We start from the raw sequence: 17,517 nt of genomic DNA, 5'->3' as shown, positions 1-17,517 counted from the left end.
GCCAGAACCTAAATATCTAATGATGATTATCTTCCAGATGTTGTTTATCCTCACTTTCCATCTGTAAGGTAATATGATTGATATGAAATTGTTCACGTAGTTGCTTATCAATAGCAAGGCGTAATGCTTCACTATCTACATTGGGTTGATAGACAATATGACCACTGAGGATCAACTTGCTTTGCGTCAGTGCCCATAAATGCAAATCATGGGAGCTAGCCACCCCTGCGGTATTATTAATGGTGTCTATTACCTCAGTTAAATTAATGCCTTTAGGCACGCCTTCTAATAAAATATTCAGGCACTCTTTTAATAAGATCCATGTGCGCGGAAAGACCATAAAGCCGATTAATACCGCAATAATAGAATCAACTAATTGCCAACCGGTTAGCCAAATAATTACCGCCCCAATAATGACGCCCACTGAGCCTAACATATCCGCCCACACTTCAAGATAAGCCCCTTTAACGTTTAAGCTTTCATCTTTTGCACTGGTGAGCATTTTCATTGAGATAAAATTAATGATAAGCCCTGCGATTGCCACAACAAGCATACCCATAGACTGAATGTCAGGAGGGGAAGAGAGTCGTTGATAAGCCTCATAAAGAATATAAAAAGCCACCGCCATTAAGATCAGTGCATTCATCGCAGCAGCCAATATTTCAAAACGAGCATAGCCATAAGTTCTGAATAGATCTGCTGCTTTTCTACCTGCGTGGATCGCGATAAGAGCAAGTAAGAGTGCAAATGCATCTGTCATCATATGCATTGCATCAGAAATCAAGGCTAAACTTTCTGTTAAGTAGCCACCAATAAACTCAATCACCATAAAAGAGCCTGTTAATGCAAAAGCAATTAACAGACGTGATTCAGGTAGCGCTTTGACATCACCGTGCTCGTGGCCTGCACCCATGCTATTTATCCCCGCCATTATTAATAATACTTAGAATAATAGTTTAAATGGCGGTGAAATATAATGGGTATTTGTCTTAAGGGCGATGATGATAGTGTTGTTGATTGGGGCTAGACATGATAACTGATGCACGCATATGGCCTTCCACACAAATATAAGAGTGTGGCGCATTACCATGAAAGGCGTAAAAATCGCCGGTTTCTAATAATACGGTTTCATCGTTAGCAAAACGCATCATCAGTTTGCCAGAATAGACCATAATATGCTCTTGGGTGCCGTCGGCATGGGCTGGGCTATTAATAATTGCCCCGTGCTTCATCTCAATATGCCAAATTTCAGTAATATTGCCGATGCCAATACGGAATTTAAATTCTTGTGCATAGTCGCCAACGATAGGCTTATGTCGCTCTAAGCGAGGATATTCTTCGCGGGTAAAACTAAATAAATCACCTAATGGAAATCCAAGGGCTATCGCGATAGCTTCTAAGGTATCGATGCGAGGATTAGAATCGCCAGACTCTAATTTGGACAATGCCGCTTTAGATATGCCTGATTTTCTTGATAACTCATTAAGTGACAAGTTTCGAGATTGTCTTAACTGCTTAACCTTATTACCAAGGTATTCGTTTGTCTTTTTCGGTGATTGTGGGTTCATTGCCAATTCAAAATATTGTCAGTTTAAAAGTATAATTTCCTGTAGATGATAACATCAATTCTTCACAGACGGGAAAAGCACAGACTATTTAGACAATATTTTGTGAACAGGGTGCGCGTATCAGGCGATATTTTAAAGCATGTTTATCTATTTCTTATCCCCTATAATAAGGCAATATTTTCCATTCATTCAATATTCACTACGATGAGGTTTCTCCAGCGTGTAGAAACAAAATAATATGTTGCAACAAAATTATCGTCAGTCCGAGCTTTTTGCTATTACTACTATTACAGTCAGTATTGCGGTGATAGGGATTGTTATTGGATTAACTATTCCGATGGTGGCTTTACGGCTAAACTTGGCGGGGATCAGTGAATCTATTATTGGTCTGATTTCAGCCGCACCTGCAATGGGAATGTTAATCATCTCACCCTTTGCACGCTATATTGTGCAATGGCTTGGTAAACGTTTAGCGATGTTATTAGCAACGATTATATCAGCCATTAGTCTATTGCCTTTAATGGGGAGTTTGCCATTAGAATTCCTGTTCCCATTACGACTAATAACCGGGATTGCCAGTGGTGTGATGATCTGTTTGGGGGAGACATGGATCAATGAACTTGTACCGGATAACAAGCGAGGTCGTATTTTAGCGATTTATACGACCGTGTTTACTATCAGCCAGTTGCTAGGCCCTTCAATTATTGCGTTATATGGCGTTGCTGATAAAACACCGATCTTAATCAGCGTATTGCTTCATATTATCTCTATCGTGCTATTTTTAATGATGGATCAGAAAGTGGGCGATAAATTAGCTAAAGACTCAGAAGAGTCGCACTTTTCTATTCTTCGTTTTATTAAAGTGGCGCCTGCGATATGTGGTGGCATTATCTTTTTTGCATTTTTTGATGGCACAGTGTTGTCTATGTTCCCTATTTATGGGCTAAGTGTTGGTCATAGTGAAGCGATTGCCGCCATGATGATCAGTGCTATTTTGGCGGGAGATGCAATAATGCAAATGCCATTTGGTTGGCTTGCTGATCATATGAATAGAACACGGCTATACCGAATTTGTGGAGTCATTACATTATTAGCAAGCTTATTATTACCCATTGCTATGCCACATACTTTAGTTATTTGGCCACTATTATTAGTGCTTGGTGCAACGGCGGGAGCCATTTATACCATTGCATTGGTACAAATTGGGCAATACTTTTCAGGAAATGATCTGATGATAGCAAATGCTTCAGCGGCGATGTTATGGGGCATTGGTAATCTTTCTGGTCCCATTTTAGCCGGTGCTATGTCTGAAATCTCCCCATCTGCGTTACCTTTTTTATTGGTGGTTATGACGGGATTATTTTTAGTTTCGACGATGGATCGCTTTAACTTGCATGTCGACGCACTAAATCGTCATACATCATAATTGCATGCTCTTTTTTACCTTATTGTAGGTAAAAGAGGGCGCTATTTTCATTAAATTAGACAATAATTTCCTGCTGTTTTATCACTCATTCAATTATTTTTTCTTTTATTATCTTTATTTTAATAATCAATGCGATACATACTATTCAAAGGTTTTTATTGGTGATTTATTAAGAATAATCCAGAAATAATAAAATGAAATAAGAAAGATTTGCCAAATGGCACTATTTTCATCTAGTTTTATCACAAGGAGGTGTATGTTTTTCAAGCAGAGTGTGATGAATACTGAGTCAATATTATCGCCAAACAAGGGAAGATGCTGTTAAAACAGTAAGTTCAAAAATGATAAAAACATAAGAAATATTTAATTAATATTTATAGTATCAAACCAAGCATTATTAATATAAACATCAATGATATTAATAAAAACAGTGGATTATAAGTACGCTTCACCTTTTAGGGTGATTGCGTTGCTAAAACAGTTTAACCAGAGGAGAAATATATCACTATTCTCCTCTTTTCTTTTTTCTGCGAACACTAGAATGTCTTTTTATGACATTTTTGCTAAAAAAGTATTTTTTTTCTTGATTCTTACCCTAAAAGCACCAGATAATCGTTTGCGTCAAATTCTCTCACTCTATCCACATTAATAAACAAACGTTTGCTTTTTCACTCCTCTGATGATTTTTTTACCATTGGAGGTGATAATAATTTTAGACGTAATCGTTTTCGTTGGGGAGGGTGAACTGTTTTTTATGTCAGAGGAATGTAATGTCTGCTAATCAATCAGCAACCACAGGTAAACTGGATAATTATTTTAAGCTTACCGCCCGGGGCACTACGGTTCGTAAAGAGATGATCGCCGGTTTAACAACCTTTTTGGCGATGGTCTATTCCGTTATTGTCGTACCCAGTATGCTAGGGCAAGCGGGGTTCCCCCACACGGCGGTATTTATCGCAACCTGTTTAGTGGCAGGATTTGGTTCTCTGTTAATGGGATTGTGGGCAAATCTACCTATGGCGATTGGTTGTGCCATTTCATTAACGGCGTTTACCGCCTTTAGTTTGGTACTTGGTCAACATATCTCTGTACCTGTTGCTTTGGGGGCGGTGTTTTTGATGGGGTGCCTATTTACCCTATTTTCTTTAACAGGGATCAGAACGTGGATCTTAAAAAATATTCCGATTGGTATCGCTCATGGCGCCGGTATTGGTATCGGGCTATTTTTACTTTTGATCGCAGCCAATAGTGTTGGGTTAGTGGTGAAAAATCCATTAGCCGGATTACCTGTTGCGATGGGAGAATTTACTTCTTTTTCAGTATTAATGTCATTGGCCGGTCTTGCTGCTATTTTTGGTCTAGAAAAACGTAAAGTTCCCGGTGGTGTGTTATTAGTCATTATTGCGATTTCGATTATTGGATTGATTTTTGATCCTAACGTGAAATACCAAGGGTTCTTTAAAATGCCACAATTAGGCGAAGAGGGCCTTGCACTATTATTTGCCATGGATATTAAAGGCGCATTACAACCACTTGTTTTACCTAGTGTATTAGCTTTAGTGATGACGGCTATTTTTGATGCGACAGGAACCATTCGCGCAGTGGCGGGACAAGCTAATTTACTTGATAAACGAGGACAAATTATCAATGGTGGTAAAGCGTTAACTTCTGATTCCGTGAGCAGTATATTTGCTGGGGCAATTGGTGCAGCACCTGCAGCAGTATATGTTGAGTCCGCAGCGGGTACTGCAGCAGGTGGTAAAACAGGGCTCACCGCAACTGTGGTCGGTATTCTCTTTTTATTGATCCTCTTTTTATCACCGCTATCTTATTTAGTTCCCCCCTATGCGACAGCCCCTGCATTAATGTATGTGGGTTTATTGATGTTAGGTAATGTCACTAAGTTAGATTTTAGTGATTTTGTCGATGCGATGTCAGGTATGGTGTGCGCGGTATTTATCGTATTAACGTGTAATATTGTTACAGGCATTATGTTGGGTTTTGGCTGTTTAGTGATTGGCCGTATTTTTGCCGGTGAGTGGCGAAAACTTAATATTGGTACAGTTCTAATTGCTATTGCTTTAGTGGCATTTTATGCCGGACACTGGGCAATTTAATTAAAATCATCAGGTTTAAACATAAAAAGCGGAATATATTTTTATTCCGCTTTTTTGCTATTTATTTATCTAGTTTTATTCGCTATTGTCGAGGTTAAGACTCATTGTTAATTTTTTGGTAAAATAAATGCATCAGATAGAAATACGACATGGTGAGCCTGAAGATGCTATAGCAATACAGCAATTGTATACACATCCAGACTTATATATTTGTACTTGTCAGTTCCCTTATCCATCAGTCACTATGTGGAAAAAAAGGCTAATTGAATTTTCTGAACAAAATATTCCACATTTTGTTGCTTCTTTTGACGGTCAAATCGCAGGTCATTTAGCGTTGATCATCGACAATCATCCTCGTCGTCGGCATATCGTCAGCTTTGGTATTGGTGTTGGTGCTGAGTTTTCAGGAAAAGGTATAGGTAAAGCACTCATTAATACGGCAATTGATTATGCTTTTAATTGGTTGGCTGCAACACGTATCGAGCTAGAAGTTTATGCTGATAATGAAAGAGGCCTTCATTTGTATAAAAAATTAGGTTTTGAAGTGGAAGGCATTCGTCGTAATGCAGCCTTCAGAGAAGGTAAATATTGTGATGTTGTGATGATGGCTCAGCTAAAAAATATCGAATAACTCTGTGGGGGCTTGACGCTGTTTTCATTTTTCAATGATAGAGCCTATTTTACTTTTTGATCCTCTTAAGAGTATGACTAGAACAGAAAACAGCAATAACAGCATACTTTTTCTCTTTCTGATGCCGTTAATAGATAACACTATGCATTAATATGTTAGCTTTTTTGTAAGATACGATTAATCTTAATTTTATATCATTCTTCATTAGTCGATGTGGGTTCAGTTTAAAATAGGAAAGGTAAAGATAGGCATGGTAGATAAACTTTTATGATGCGTTTCTTTATCATTCAGCAAGGGTTCTTTTCATATCAGGAAAGATGGCAGATTCTTAGATAAAAATAAGCATGTAAGGGTAGCATGGAAATTTTCTTTACTATTTTAATTTTAATATTGGTAGTTTCTGTTTCAGGTGTCATTACCAAAGTTATTCCTTTTCGCATTCCATTACCATTAATCCAGATTGTGATCGGGGCACTTTTGGCTTGGCCTCAGTTTGGTTTACATGTCACCTTTGATCCTGAACTCTTCTTAGTTTTACTGATCCCTCCTTTACTTTTTGTTGATGGATGGAAAACCCCCACACGTGAATTTATCCAAAATGGTCGAGAGATCTTTATCCTTGTGCTGGTTTTGGTGATGGTGACAGTAGTAGGTATTGGTTACCTTATTTACTGGATAATGCCTAGTATTCCACTTATTTCTGCTTTCGCGCTCGCCGCGGTTCTCTCGCCAACTGATGCGGTGGCATTATCCTCGATTGTCGGTAAGGGGCGAATACCGAAGCGGATCATGGGGGTTTTAGAAGGCGAAGCCTTAATGAATGATGCTTCGGGTCTGGTGGCGCTGAAATTTGCCGTTGCTGTGGCTATGGGCACGATGATATTTACCGTGGGTGGCGCAACCTTTGAGTTTTTTAAAGTGGCAATAGGCGGTTTATTAGCGGGTATTGCGGTAACGTTAGTCTATAGTAAATCTCTGCGATTGATGAGCCGTTGGAGTGGTGATGATCCTGCCACTCAAATTGTCTTTATGTTGCTGTTGCCTTTTGCTTCTTATTTGATTGCTGAACATATTGGCTTTTCCGGGATCCTTGCTGCCGTGGCCGCAGGTATGACTATCAGTAAATCAGGTGTGATCCGCAATGCACCATTGGCGATGCGCTTGCGTGCAGATAGTGTCTGGTCAATGTTAGAGTTTGTCTTTAACGGACTGGTCTTTATTATGCTGGGTTTACAGCTTCCTGTTATTTGGACAAGCTCGGTTATTCAAGCTGATCTCGATCCTGAAGTTGAAGTATGGATGCTGTTTGCCGCCGTCTTTGTTATCTATTTTGCGTTACTGATTTTACGTTTTACATGGTTATGGCTAATGAAGAAAATCAGCCATCTCTTTATGAAAAAACATCCCCTTGATTTCGCCACTTATACGACGAGAGAATTATGGCTGTCTTCTTTTGCCGGGGTACGTGGTGCTATCACCTTAGCCGGTGCGCTCTCTATACCACTATTTTTAACTGATGGCAGTACTTTCCCTGGGCGCTATCAGATAATCTTTATCGCGGCTGGGGTGATCCTATTATCGATTTTGGTCGGTATTATTTCATTACCTTTCTTACTAAAAGGGATTAAAGCTACCGATAAAGAAGCGGATAAAAATGAAGTACGTTATGCTAAGAAAGTCATGGCAGAAGTCGCTATTGTTAGCCTCAATAAGATGGAAGAGCGTTTAGCTGCAAGTACAGAAGAGCAACTTGATGCGGAAGAAATTAATGAAGTAGCTTCTCGAGTTGCCGGTTATTTAAGACGACGTACCGCGGATCAGGACGAGATGATGCACAATATGTTGGTGGAAGATCTGGAAAGACGTTTTCGCCTAACGGCATTGCGTGCAGAGCGTGGTGAGCTTTATCACTTACGTGCAACGCGTAAAATTAGTAACGAAACACTACAACTTTTGCTTCATGAATTAGATTTAATGGAAGCGCTGTTAGTTGAGAAAGACAGTTAATTATGTGGCTACTGGTTATTACAACGTTGTTATGGGCGGCTTCTTTTAGTCTGATTGGTGAATATCTCGCAGGTCAGGTTGATAGTTGGATCTCAGTATTGATTAGAGTGGTGTTAGCTGCCATCGTTTTTTTGCCTTTCCTACGTTGGAAAGGCATTCGCCTTAAAGTGATTTTATTGTATATGGGAGTAGGCGCATGCCAATTGGGTATTATGTACCTGTTTGTGTTCCACGCTTATAACTATTTAACCGTAGCTGAGTTTTTACTCTTTACTGTATTAACACCACTTTATGTCACCTTAATTTATGATCTACTTGAAAGACAACGTTTACGTTGGGGCTATGCCTTTAGCGCACTACTGGCGGTATTAGGGGCGGCCATTATTCGTTATGATCATCTTAGTGATGACTTCTGGCTGGGATTATTATTGGTTCAGTTAGCCAATATTTTCTTCGCCATAGGACAGGTAGGCTATAAACGATTAATGGAAATGCATCCACTTCCTCAACATCACGCATTCTCTTGGTTTTATATCGGGGCGGTGGTGGTTGTGTTAGTCGGCTCGTTATGTTTTGCCGATTGGCAAAAAATGCCAACCACATCGTTACAGTGGGGGGTATTGCTTTGGTTAGGTATTGGCGCTTCTGGAATAGGCTATTTTATGTGGAACTATGGGGCGACACAGGTAGATGCTGGAACCCTTGCGATTATGAATAATATGATGGTTCCAGCGGGATTATTAGTCAACTTCTCTATTTGGCAACAGCATCCTAATTGGCCAAGTTTCATCATAGGCGCGAGCCTGATTGTTGCATCACTTTGGTTCCATCGGCGTTGGATACACCAACCTGTTTTACAAAAGGCAGATGATTAACGGCATGTTGACCTGCTAAGCGTATAAACTCTCGTATTGCCGGTTGATGTTGCTCACCTGTACGGTTAGCTGCATATAACCGGCTCCATAATCCTTCTCCTAAGGTCTTTGTGACCACTAATCCTTGTTTTTCAAAATTCTCTACGGCCCAGTGCGGCAATGCCGCTATACCCATTCCTGCTGCCACCATTTGAATAAGAAGTAAGGTGTTATCTACATGTTTAAAATGTGGTGTGATCCCTGCGGGCTGTAAAAAATGACGCCAAATATCAAAACGCTCTCTTTGGACGGGATAGATAAACAGTGTTTCTGAGATCAAATCTTGTGGTTGAATATGTAAGCGATTAGCCAGCGGGTGATCAGGAGATAACACAAGCTTAACTTCATAATCAAACAACGCGGTATAGTGCAGGCGTTGGTTATCCAAGATATCAGAAGTGAGTACGACATCTAATTCTCGTTGTAATAAAGCCGGTTGTGGATCAAAAGTGACACCTGAATGGAAGTCGACATTCACATCCGGCCATGTTTGGCGATATTGCTGTAATGCGGGTGTTAACCATTGAATACAGCTATGGCATTCAATAGCAATATTTAAATGAGCATTACCCGGCTCATTACACTCTTCTATCGCTCGGCGCACAATGGGTAGGACTTCTTGCGCTAATCTTAATAACACTTCGCCTTGTGGTGTAAATCGTAGTGGTTGGCTTTTACGGACAAAAATACGATAACCAAGACGATGCTCTAATTCACTAAACTGGTGAGAGAGTGCGGATTGTGTTTGATGTAACTGATTTGCCGCATTGGCAAGAGAGCCTGTTTGCTTAAGTGCCAATATCGTTTTTAAGTGTTTTATTTCTATCATGAGAAACCTTCAGGTTGTGAATGAAAAATTTGCGCTTGTGGTTTATACACTACCTGTAGATTATGGATGTGTAAACATCTAGACGGCTAAAAACAGGATTTTTTATTATGACAATTCGCAATCACACATTAGGTTTCCCACGTATTGGCTTAAATAGAGAGCTAAAAAAGGCACAAGAGAGCTATTGGGCTGGTAATATTTCTCAGGCAGAACTTCTGGCAGTTGGTAAAGAATTACGCGCTCGTCATTGGCAACAGCAAGCTAATGCAGGAGTCGAATTATTACCCGTTGGCGATTTTGCTTGGTACGACCAAGTCTTGGGTACTAGTCTCCTATTAGGCAATATACCGCCACGCCATCGTAATGAAGATGGTCGCCTAGATCTTGATACTCTATTTCGAGTGGCGAGAGGCAGAGCACCAACGGGTAAACCTGCGGCCGCCTCAGAAATGACAAAATGGTTTAATACTAACTATCACTATATCGTGCCAGAATTTCAGCAAGGACAATCATTTACACTGGCGTGGCAACAGCTACTTGATGAAGTCGATGAGGCTTTAGCATTAGGTCATAATGTGAAACCGGTACTTTTGGGGCCGATCACCTACTTATGGTTAGGAAAAGTTAAAGGACCTGAGTTTGATAGATTGTCACTGTTAGACGCTATTTTACCTGTTTATCAGCAAGTATTGAGTCAGTTACAGCAAAAAGGTATCGAATGGGTACAAATTGATGAGCCTGCACTGGTACTTGATTTACCCATTGAGTGGCAAAATGCTTATCAAGTTGCTTATCAAGCATTGACTGGACAGGTTAAACTATTATTGACTACCTATTTTGATGGTATTACTCATCATCTTGATATTATTAAAAACTTACCGGTAAATGGACTACATATTGATCTATGTGCAGGACAGGACGCATTGCAAGTTATACACCAAGCATTGCCTAAAGACTGGGTGTTATCGTTAGGGGTCATTAATGGTCGCAACGTCTGGAAAGCGGATCTAACTACCCGTTATCAACAAGTAGTTGCATTAAAAGGTAAGCGTCCATTATGGATTGGCACATCATGCTCTTTGTTGCATAGTCCAATTGATTTAAGTGCGGAGACTAAGCTTGATGATGAAGTGAAAAGCTGGTTTGCCTTTGCGGTGCAAAAATGTGCAGAAGTGGCGTTACTCGCAAAAGCATTAAATGCACCAGAAGGTGAATATGACGAACAACTTGCCCAATACAGTGCCCCCATTCGTCAACGTGAACACTCTAGTCGTGTACATAATGCAAAAGTGGCCGCACGCTTGCAGGCGATTAATGCACAAGACAGTGAGAGAACATCGCCTTATCAACAACGAGCTAAAGTGCAACGCGCTCGGTTTAATCTCCCTCTGTGGCCAACGACAACCATAGGTTCATTCCCACAAACTACCGAGATCCGCACAGTACGTTTAGACTTTAAAAAAGGGCGTATTGATACCACTGCTTATCGCACTAATATTAGCGAGCATATTAAGCAAGCCATAGATGAACAAGAGCGCTTAGGGCTTGATGTGTTGGTTCATGGTGAAGCTGAGCGTAATGACATGGTTGAATATTTTGGCGAGCATTTTGAAGGTTATGTCTTTACTCAAAATGGCTGGGTACAAAGCTACGGCTCCCGCTGCGTAAAACCGCCGGTGATCATTGGTGATATTAGTCGTCCTGCACCGATTACGGTAGATTGGGCGACTTATGCTCAATCATTAACCGATAAGCCTGTTAAGGGTATGTTAACTGGGCCGGTGACTATTTTATGTTGGTCTTTCCCGCGTGAGGATGTCAGCCGTGAAACTATCGCTAAACAAATTGCGTTAGCGTTACGTGATGAGGTGGATGATTTACAAAAAGCCGGTATCGGTATTATTCAGATAGATGAGCCTGCATTACGCGAAGGATTACCGTTACGTCGTGATGAGTGGCAAGCATACCTAGATTGGGCTGTTGATGCCTTTAAGCTCAGTGCAGCTATCGCTGATGATGAGACACAAATTCATACACATATGTGTTATTGCGAGTTTAATGACATTATGGAGGCGATTGCTGCATTGGATGCGGATGTGATCACCATTGAAACATCACGCTCAGATATGGAGTTATTAGAAGCCTTTGAACATTTTGATTATCCAAATGAAATTGGTCCTGGGGTATACGATATTCATTCGCCTAATGTACCGAATGTAGAATGGATTGTAGGATTGTTAAGAAAAGCGCAATCGCGTATCCCTGCGGAACGTTTATGGGTAAATCCAGATTGTGGTTTAAAAACGCGGGGGTGGAGTGAAACCCGTGCAGCATTGGCAAATATGGTTGAAGCGGCTAAATATTTACGCCAGAACGTATAATAATATTTAAATAATACATTTTAGTAGCCTGTTATTTTGATGTTATCAATATAATAGGCTATTTTTTTCTTATTAATCAAAAATGTTTATTAATAGGTAAATAAAAATAAGAGATAATCTTATTATTGATATTTTTTAATATTGCTATACTGCACAAAACTTAATTTTATGGATATAGATATTGTGCAAAATGGTATTCACCTGTCAGAAAAAATATTAAATGCATTTCCTACTCGAGCTTTAACATTATCTCCATTAAAAGGGGATGGCGGTTTATTCCGTACCTTATTTTTAGTGATTGCAATGTTAGGGATGACAGTATTTAGTGCTTATCAAATTCCTAATATTGTTTATGATTATCAAATTAGTAAAAACCCCGTATTTATTGATGCCGATGTTGATGGCTCTTGCCGTTCAAAACTATTTGTTTTAACCAATTGTAGTGTTGACTTACGCTATAAAGGTAATGAGGTTTCACGAAATTTTACTTTTCTTGATTTTGGCAATAAAGATATATTGGTTGAGCCAGTAGCAGATGAAAACGATCTGACTAAAATGACCGTCGATGTGGCAATTGATAATATTTGGTTACGCTTAATTAGTGCATTAGTTTTTACTGCATTATTTGCTTTTTGCGTGATCTTTTTCATTTATCGTCAAATGATCAGCAATAAAGTCAAAAAAGCATTGCTTTCAGTAGGCACCAAACCTTTAAAATTAACGGCTATCCCTGCTAAGGTCGTTGTGAGTAATAAACAATTTATTGCTACCTATAAAACCAATGTTGCCGGAAAAGAGACTTCAATTACTTATTCAGGTAATAAGAAAACGCCACCTATTACATTAGAAATGGAAGGCAAAACTTATGTTTTGGCGGTGTACGAGCCACAACAAAATATTCCTTATGTATTAGATGTTCCCTTAGCTCGAATTCAAGCAACAGAAGAAGAAAAACAACGTTTTCATGAGGCATTAATAGAGGAAGGTATTCTCTAATTACGCTTTAATGCAGTGATGAGAGCGATTGATTATAGAAAACAAGATGGCTATTGCGCTTGATTGGTTAAGAAACAATAGCGCCATAGCCATCATTTAATTTATTAGCCACCAAAGATTTTTGCTTTAAGCATATCCATACCGGCGCTCATTAAATCTAACTCTTTGGGGATAACACCTTCTGGCGTGAGTTTATCAACCAATTTTGGCAAATATTGTGCAGCCATATCAGAGGCTTCAGCGGTATTCATATTGATCTTTGCCGCCAATTCATTAATCACTGGAGATGAAAAAACTTGTACGATTTGCTCGGCATTAATAGGTAAATTACTGCCTGTGCCAATCCAAGATTGGATCAGCTCACTTAATCCTGCGCTATTAAACTGTTTAACCAAGCCTTCAATTCCCCCTTGGGTTTCTACCCATTCGAGTACTGTTTTGAATTGATTAATTTTCTCACCGCCCAACAGGCTTGCGATTTGGTTAAATAAGCTCATGCTTGCTCCAATAACTATCAACGCATTATTACGTTATATTGAGATGTTAATTTTAAAGGCGAGTAGTGTACGTGAAGTTAGTATCTTCATCTATACTCAAGTGATATTTATCCGACTAAGCAAGAATAGAATGCAGGATTTTATTACGCCAAAGCGATATTGATAATGCCGCCACTATTCGACACTGTTATTTGTGATAGCTATCACGTTTTTATGAAATTGTTACTTTTTTTATTACCTGACAGGTGACGTCAATCACTAAAAAGGTCTAAAAAACTGATAAAGTAACACTTAATTTAATGAACATTGGTTTTGTCCCATTGAGGAGTCCGATATGTCTGATGTATTTCACTTAGGTTTAACCAAAAATGACCTACAGGGTGCCACTTTAGCAATTGTTCCAGGTGATCCTAAGCGTGTTGAAAAAATTGCCAAATTAATGGATAACCCAGTTCATCTGGCCTCTTTACGTGAGTACACCTCATGGCGTGGTGAAATTGATGGAAAAGCAGTGATCGTTTGTTCTACAGGGATCGGTGGTCCATCAACCTCAATTGCAGTGGAAGAATTAGCACAATTAGGTATTCGTACTTTCTTACGTATTGGTACAACGGGCGCTATTCAAGAGCACATCAATGTTGGTGACATCTTAGTAACCACAGCAGCGGTTCGTTTAGATGGGGCAAGTTTGCACTTTGCACCAATGGAATTCCCTGCAGTGTCTGACTTTGAATGTATGAATGCACTGTATAAAGCGGCTAAAGACAATGGTTCAACGGTTCACGTTGGTGTTACAGCCTCTTCTGATACCTTCTACCCAGGCCAAGAGCGTTACGACACCTATACTGGTCGAGTCGTTCGTCGTTTTAAAGGCTCTATGAAAGAGTGGCAAGAAATGGGTGTGATGAACTATGAAATGGAATCCGCTACATTATTAACCATGTGTGCAAGCCAAGGCTTACGTGCAGGTATGGTTGCAGGTGTTATTGTTAACCGTACTCAACAAGAGATCCCCGATGCTGAATTACTGAAGAAAACTGAAAATAATGCATTAGGTATCGTGATTGAAGCTGCTCGCACTTTAATGAAATAAGTTTTCTAAATGAAATACTAAAGCCTTTAATACATTGGTGTATTAAAGGCTTTTTTTGTGCGGTAATTCATCATGTTAATATGTCAACCGTTATAGATTTCTGTTAAGGTCTTGATGGTCTTAACAATACAACAATGAGAAGAGGCATTATGACTGATATCTTACAAACACATCCTTCGGTGTTGCCTTTAACAGGTGGGATTAACTTTCGTGATCTAGGGGGAAAAAAGCTCAGTAATGGCGGTATTATCAAACCCGGCTTACTCTTTCGCTCCGGTTCACTGGATAGATTAACGGATACCGATCAAGCGCTTCTTATTGATAAAAATCTTTTTCAAATCTTAGACTATCGTGACACAGGTGAAATTGTTGATAAGCCGGATCGAGTATGGGAAGGGGCACAATATTACCATGCTCCAGCCAATCCATTATCGAAAGAAGTGTCAGCTAACCTTGAAAAACTCACCCCAGAAATACTGGAACAGTTTGATGCTAAAGCATTTATGTTTCAGCTATATAAATTACTACCTATTAATAATCCGGCTTATAAACAGTTGGCAACGTTGTTGAAGCAACCAGAAAAAGGCGGTGTCATACAACATTGTGCAGTAGGTAAAGATAGAACGGGGGTGGGCTCTGCTTTAGTTCTATTTGCCTTAGGGGCCTCATTAGATGTGGTGATGGAAGATTACTTACTCACCAATGAAACATTAGCGCCTTTCCGCGCTTATCTTTTAGAAGAGCATGCTAAAACACTGAGTGAAAATGTGGTGAATAAATTTGCGTATGTTTATTCAGTACAAGAAGAGTTCCTGCAAACAGCCCTTGCCAGTATTAATCAACACTATGGCAATATCGATACTTGGCTTGAAAAAGATATTGGCTTGGATGCGCAAAGTAGAGAAAGCTTACAAAACTATTTTCTCGAATAGTGAAGTGATTTATATTCGGTTAAAGATGTTGTGCTTTTTTACTGAAATTAACCGAATTTAAGGTCTCTATTGTGACAGTACAAGACATTATTCATACCATCACTCTGTTTGTAAAAGAGCACGAAATATGGGCTGTGCCTATCGTGTTCTTACTCGCATTTGGTGAGTCACTTGCCTTTATCTCGTTATTAATACCTGCCACTGTTATCCTATTAGGCCTAGGAGCATTAATAGGTGAAAGTGGTCTACTCTTTTGGCCAATTTGGCTTGCCGCCGCCCTAGGCGCTTTTTTTGGTGATTGGATCTCCTATTGGGTGGGTTATCACTATAAAGAAGGGGTAAGAAACTTATGGCCGATTTCTCGCTCACCGCAGACCTTGGTAAGAGGGCATCAATTTTTTAATCGCTGGGGTGTTTGGGGGGTATTTATTGGGCGATTTTTTGGGCCTTTTCGGGCAATAGTGCCTTTAGTTGCGGGGATTTGTGCTATGCCACAACGCTATTTTCAGCTGGCGAATTTGGCTTCTGCGATGATCTGGGCATTTGGTATTCTGGCTCCAGGGGCGTTTGGCCTGCAATGGCTGGCGAAATGGATAGGATAATTGCGTCCTTTATCGCAAATCAGCGTATGATGTAAATTGTTGCTAGACAATGTTACTGATGCGTTTTAACGTAGCCCGCTAGAAAATAAAAAGGTTACTTGAGTGGATATTCAGTTGTTATACGGGATCATCGGTTTATTAGGCGGTGTTTTGGTGGGGGGGATCGCCGTTTGGTGGCTTATCCAACAACGCTTAGCCGAAAAAGAAAACCTATTACGTGAAAATTATACTCAGCTTGCGGTTGCACAACAAAAAGCATTGGTGATCCCTTCTTTACAACAACAGATAGCGCACTTAGAGCAAGAGTTACGTGCACAACGTGAAATAATTACTTCTCAAGAGGCCGAATTAAGGGAAGTGACCACGCGTTGGGAAGAGAGCCGAATATCCGCTGAAGAGAAACAGCGTTTACTGCTTAATAGTGAACAACGACTAGCCACTCAGTTTGAAAATCTGGCTAACCGCATTTTTGAGCAAAGTGGACGTAAAGCGCAAGAGCTTAATCGTCAAGGTTTAACCCATCTCCTTTCTCCATTTCGAGAGCAACTAGAGAGTTTTCGTCGGCAGGTACAAGAAGGTTTTGGACAAGAAGCGCGAGAAAGGCATACACTGGTACATGAAATTCGCCAACTGCAACAACTCAATGTCAAAATGGCGCAAGAAGCCGTTAATCTGACTAATGCCTTAAAAGGGGATAATAAAATCCAAGGCAACTGGGGAGAAACGGTATTAGCGCGGATCTTAGAGTCATCTGGTTTACGCGAAGGGCACGAGTTTGAAACTCAAGTCAGTATTCGCCATGAAAATGGCAGTCGTTATCAACCCGATGTGATTGTGCATTTACCGCATCGTCGAGATGTGATTATTGATGCTAAAATGTCGCTGATTGCTTATGAAAGATACTTTAATAGCAGTGATGAAAATGAACAAAAACAAGCGCTGCATGCTCATGTGAACTCTATCAGAGCGCACATTAAAGGCTTAAGTCTCAAAGATTATCATAAGCTACCGGGAGTGACTTCGTTAGACTACGTTTTAATGTTTATACCGATAGAGCCTGCTTACCTCGTTGCTATTGGTCATTCTCCAGATTTATTAGAAGAAGCATTGAAAAATAATATAATGTTGGTTGGGCCATCTACTTTACTTGTTGCTTTGCGTACAATAGCCGCATTGTGGCGTTATGAATACCAAAGCCAAAATGCGCAAGAAATTGCTGATAGAGCGGCTAAAATGTATGACAAATTAAGACTTTTCGTTGATGATATGCAAGGGCTAGGTAATAGCATTCAAAAAGCGCAATCGGGCTATCTATTAGCGATGAAAAAACTCTCTGAAGGTCGTGGAAACCTTATCAGCCAAGCAGAAGGCTTTAAATCCTTAGGGGTTGAGATAAAAAAGACCATTGATAATGATCTGGTTGAAAAATCAGCTTCTGATTGATTTACATAAATAAAAATAGCGGTTTCCGGGCAAGAAATGTACTGAATTTACTAAATTTTGATTAATTAGCGGGCAAATAAT

The 17,517-nt window shown here is 39.9% G+C and carries 15 protein-coding genes; 11 read left to right on the top strand and 4 right to left on the bottom strand.

Features of this window, described 5'->3' with window-relative positions; all coding sequences use genetic code 11:
* Nucleotides 1-16 precede the first annotated feature (16 nt).
* Both HMPREF3129_RS10725 and HMPREF3129_RS10720 read right to left on the bottom strand, forming a co-directional pair.
* The gene (locus HMPREF3129_RS10725) at nt 17-913 is read right to left on the bottom strand and encodes a cation diffusion facilitator family transporter (RefSeq protein WP_036919671.1); all 897 of its coding nucleotides are present in this window, start codon (nt 911-913) and stop codon (nt 17-19) included.
* A 76-nt stretch (nt 914-989) separates the two neighbouring features.
* A complete protein-coding gene (locus HMPREF3129_RS10720) occupies nt 990-1,568 on the bottom strand; it encodes a helix-turn-helix domain-containing protein (RefSeq protein ID WP_004246138.1) in 579 nt (192 codons plus the stop codon).
* A 238-nt stretch (nt 1,569-1,806) separates the two neighbouring features.
* Here HMPREF3129_RS10720 and HMPREF3129_RS10715 point away from each other — a divergent pair, with 238 nt between their 5' ends.
* From HMPREF3129_RS10715 to HMPREF3129_RS10695, 5 genes are all read left to right on the top strand, one after another.
* Nucleotides 1,807-2,994, top strand: coding sequence for an MFS transporter (locus tag HMPREF3129_RS10715; protein WP_036919674.1), 1,188 nt, complete (start codon nt 1,807-1,809; stop codon nt 2,992-2,994).
* A gap of 770 nt (nt 2,995-3,764) precedes the next feature.
* Nucleotides 3,765-5,111 carry an NCS2 family permease gene (locus HMPREF3129_RS10710; RefSeq protein ID WP_004246136.1) on the top strand — a complete coding sequence of 449 codons (1,347 nt, stop codon included), beginning with the start codon at nt 3,765-3,767 and terminating at the stop codon, nt 5,109-5,111.
* 127 nt (nt 5,112-5,238) lie between these two features.
* Nucleotides 5,239-5,742, top strand: a complete 504-nt coding sequence (locus HMPREF3129_RS10705; RefSeq protein ID WP_004246135.1) for a GNAT family N-acetyltransferase — start codon at nt 5,239-5,241, stop codon at nt 5,740-5,742.
* A 357-nt stretch (nt 5,743-6,099) separates the two neighbouring features.
* Nucleotides 6,100-7,749: a Na+/H+ antiporter gene (locus HMPREF3129_RS10700; RefSeq protein WP_004246134.1), complete on the top strand. Its 1,650-nt coding sequence runs from the start codon at nt 6,100-6,102 to the stop codon at nt 7,747-7,749.
* Nucleotides 7,750-7,751: 2 nt separating this feature from the next.
* The gene (locus tag HMPREF3129_RS10695) at nt 7,752-8,624 is read left to right on the top strand and encodes a carboxylate/amino acid/amine transporter (protein WP_004246133.1); all 873 of its coding nucleotides are present in this window, start codon (nt 7,752-7,754) and stop codon (nt 8,622-8,624) included.
* Here HMPREF3129_RS10695 and metR read toward each other — a convergent pair.
* A complete protein-coding gene (gene metR / locus HMPREF3129_RS10690) occupies nt 8,539-9,492 on the bottom strand; it encodes an HTH-type transcriptional regulator MetR (protein ID WP_004246132.1) in 954 nt (317 codons plus the stop codon). The genes HMPREF3129_RS10695 and metR overlap by 86 nt on opposite strands.
* 107 nt (nt 9,493-9,599) lie before the next feature.
* Between metR and metE the strand changes: the two genes are divergently transcribed.
* Entirely contained in the window at nt 9,600-11,873 is a 2,274-nt protein-coding gene (gene metE / locus HMPREF3129_RS10685; protein ID WP_004249531.1) for a 5-methyltetrahydropteroyltriglutamate--homocysteine S-methyltransferase, read from the top strand.
* Nucleotides 11,874-12,041: 168 nt separating this feature from the next.
* Complete coding sequence (locus HMPREF3129_RS10680; RefSeq protein WP_004246130.1) at nt 12,042-12,869, top strand: hypothetical protein; 828 nt, start codon at nt 12,042-12,044, stop codon at nt 12,867-12,869.
* A gap of 104 nt (nt 12,870-12,973) precedes the next feature.
* On the opposite strand, the gene HMPREF3129_RS10675 is transcribed toward HMPREF3129_RS10680, so the two are convergent.
* Entirely contained in the window at nt 12,974-13,366 is a 393-nt protein-coding gene (locus HMPREF3129_RS10675) for a YidB family protein (protein WP_036894111.1), read from the bottom strand.
* A 334-nt stretch (nt 13,367-13,700) separates the two neighbouring features.
* Here HMPREF3129_RS10675 and udp point away from each other — a divergent pair, with 334 nt between their 5' ends.
* The 4 genes from udp to rmuC all read left to right on the top strand — a co-directional run bounded on the left by udp (nt 13,701) and on the right by rmuC (nt 17,436).
* On the top strand, nt 13,701-14,459 hold the full coding sequence (udp, locus tag HMPREF3129_RS10670) for a uridine phosphorylase (RefSeq protein ID WP_004246127.1): 759 nt from the start codon (nt 13,701-13,703) through the stop codon (nt 14,457-14,459).
* Nucleotides 14,460-14,608: 149 nt separating this feature from the next.
* Complete coding sequence (locus HMPREF3129_RS10665; protein ID WP_004249528.1) at nt 14,609-15,391, top strand: tyrosine-protein phosphatase; 783 nt, start codon at nt 14,609-14,611, stop codon at nt 15,389-15,391.
* A 71-nt stretch (nt 15,392-15,462) separates the two neighbouring features.
* The gene (locus HMPREF3129_RS10660; RefSeq protein WP_004246124.1) at nt 15,463-15,993 is read left to right on the top strand and encodes a DedA family protein; all 531 of its coding nucleotides are present in this window, start codon (nt 15,463-15,465) and stop codon (nt 15,991-15,993) included.
* 102 nt (nt 15,994-16,095) lie between these two features.
* Nucleotides 16,096-17,436, top strand: coding sequence for a DNA recombination protein RmuC (gene rmuC, locus HMPREF3129_RS10655; protein WP_004246122.1), 1,341 nt, complete (start codon nt 16,096-16,098; stop codon nt 17,434-17,436).
* The last annotated feature ends 81 nt before the right edge of the window (nt 17,437-17,517 follow it).

The sequence above is a fragment of the Proteus sp. HMSC14B05 genome, from assembly GCF_001808035.1.
GTDB classification, from domain to species: Bacteria; Pseudomonadota; Gammaproteobacteria; order Enterobacterales; family Enterobacteriaceae; genus Proteus; species Proteus mirabilis.
This window is presented reverse-complemented; position numbering and strand designations above follow the sequence as displayed.

Excerpts from the sequence above, each read along its gene's own strand:
- HMPREF3129_RS10715 (WP_036919674.1), top strand. The coding sequence starts at position 1,807 with ATGTTGCAACAAAATTATCGTCAGTCCGAGCTTTTTGCTATTACTACT.
- HMPREF3129_RS10665 (WP_004249528.1), top strand. The coding sequence starts at position 14,609 with ATGACTGATATCTTACAAACACATCCTTCGGTGTTGCCTTTAACAGGT.
- HMPREF3129_RS10725 (WP_036919671.1), bottom strand. The coding sequence starts at position 913 with ATGGGTGCAGGCCACGAGCACGGTGATGTCAAAGCGCTACCTGAATCA.
- metE (WP_004249531.1), top strand. The coding sequence starts at position 9,600 with ATGACAATTCGCAATCACACATTAGGTTTCCCACGTATTGGCTTAAAT.
- HMPREF3129_RS10710 (WP_004246136.1), top strand. The coding sequence starts at position 3,765 with ATGTCTGCTAATCAATCAGCAACCACAGGTAAACTGGATAATTATTTT.
- HMPREF3129_RS10680 (WP_004246130.1), top strand. The coding sequence starts at position 12,042 with ATGGATATAGATATTGTGCAAAATGGTATTCACCTGTCAGAAAAAATA.
- HMPREF3129_RS10705 (WP_004246135.1), top strand. The coding sequence starts at position 5,239 with ATGCATCAGATAGAAATACGACATGGTGAGCCTGAAGATGCTATAGCA.
- HMPREF3129_RS10720 (WP_004246138.1), bottom strand. The coding sequence starts at position 1,568 with ATGAACCCACAATCACCGAAAAAGACAAACGAATACCTTGGTAATAAG.
- metR (WP_004246132.1), bottom strand. The coding sequence starts at position 9,492 with ATGATAGAAATAAAACACTTAAAAACGATATTGGCACTTAAGCAAACA.
- HMPREF3129_RS10695 (WP_004246133.1), top strand. The coding sequence starts at position 7,752 with ATGTGGCTACTGGTTATTACAACGTTGTTATGGGCGGCTTCTTTTAGT.
- HMPREF3129_RS10675 (WP_036894111.1), bottom strand. The coding sequence starts at position 13,366 with ATGAGCTTATTTAACCAAATCGCAAGCCTGTTGGGCGGTGAGAAAATT.
- udp (WP_004246127.1), top strand. The coding sequence starts at position 13,701 with ATGTCTGATGTATTTCACTTAGGTTTAACCAAAAATGACCTACAGGGT.
- HMPREF3129_RS10700 (WP_004246134.1), top strand. The coding sequence starts at position 6,100 with ATGGAAATTTTCTTTACTATTTTAATTTTAATATTGGTAGTTTCTGTT.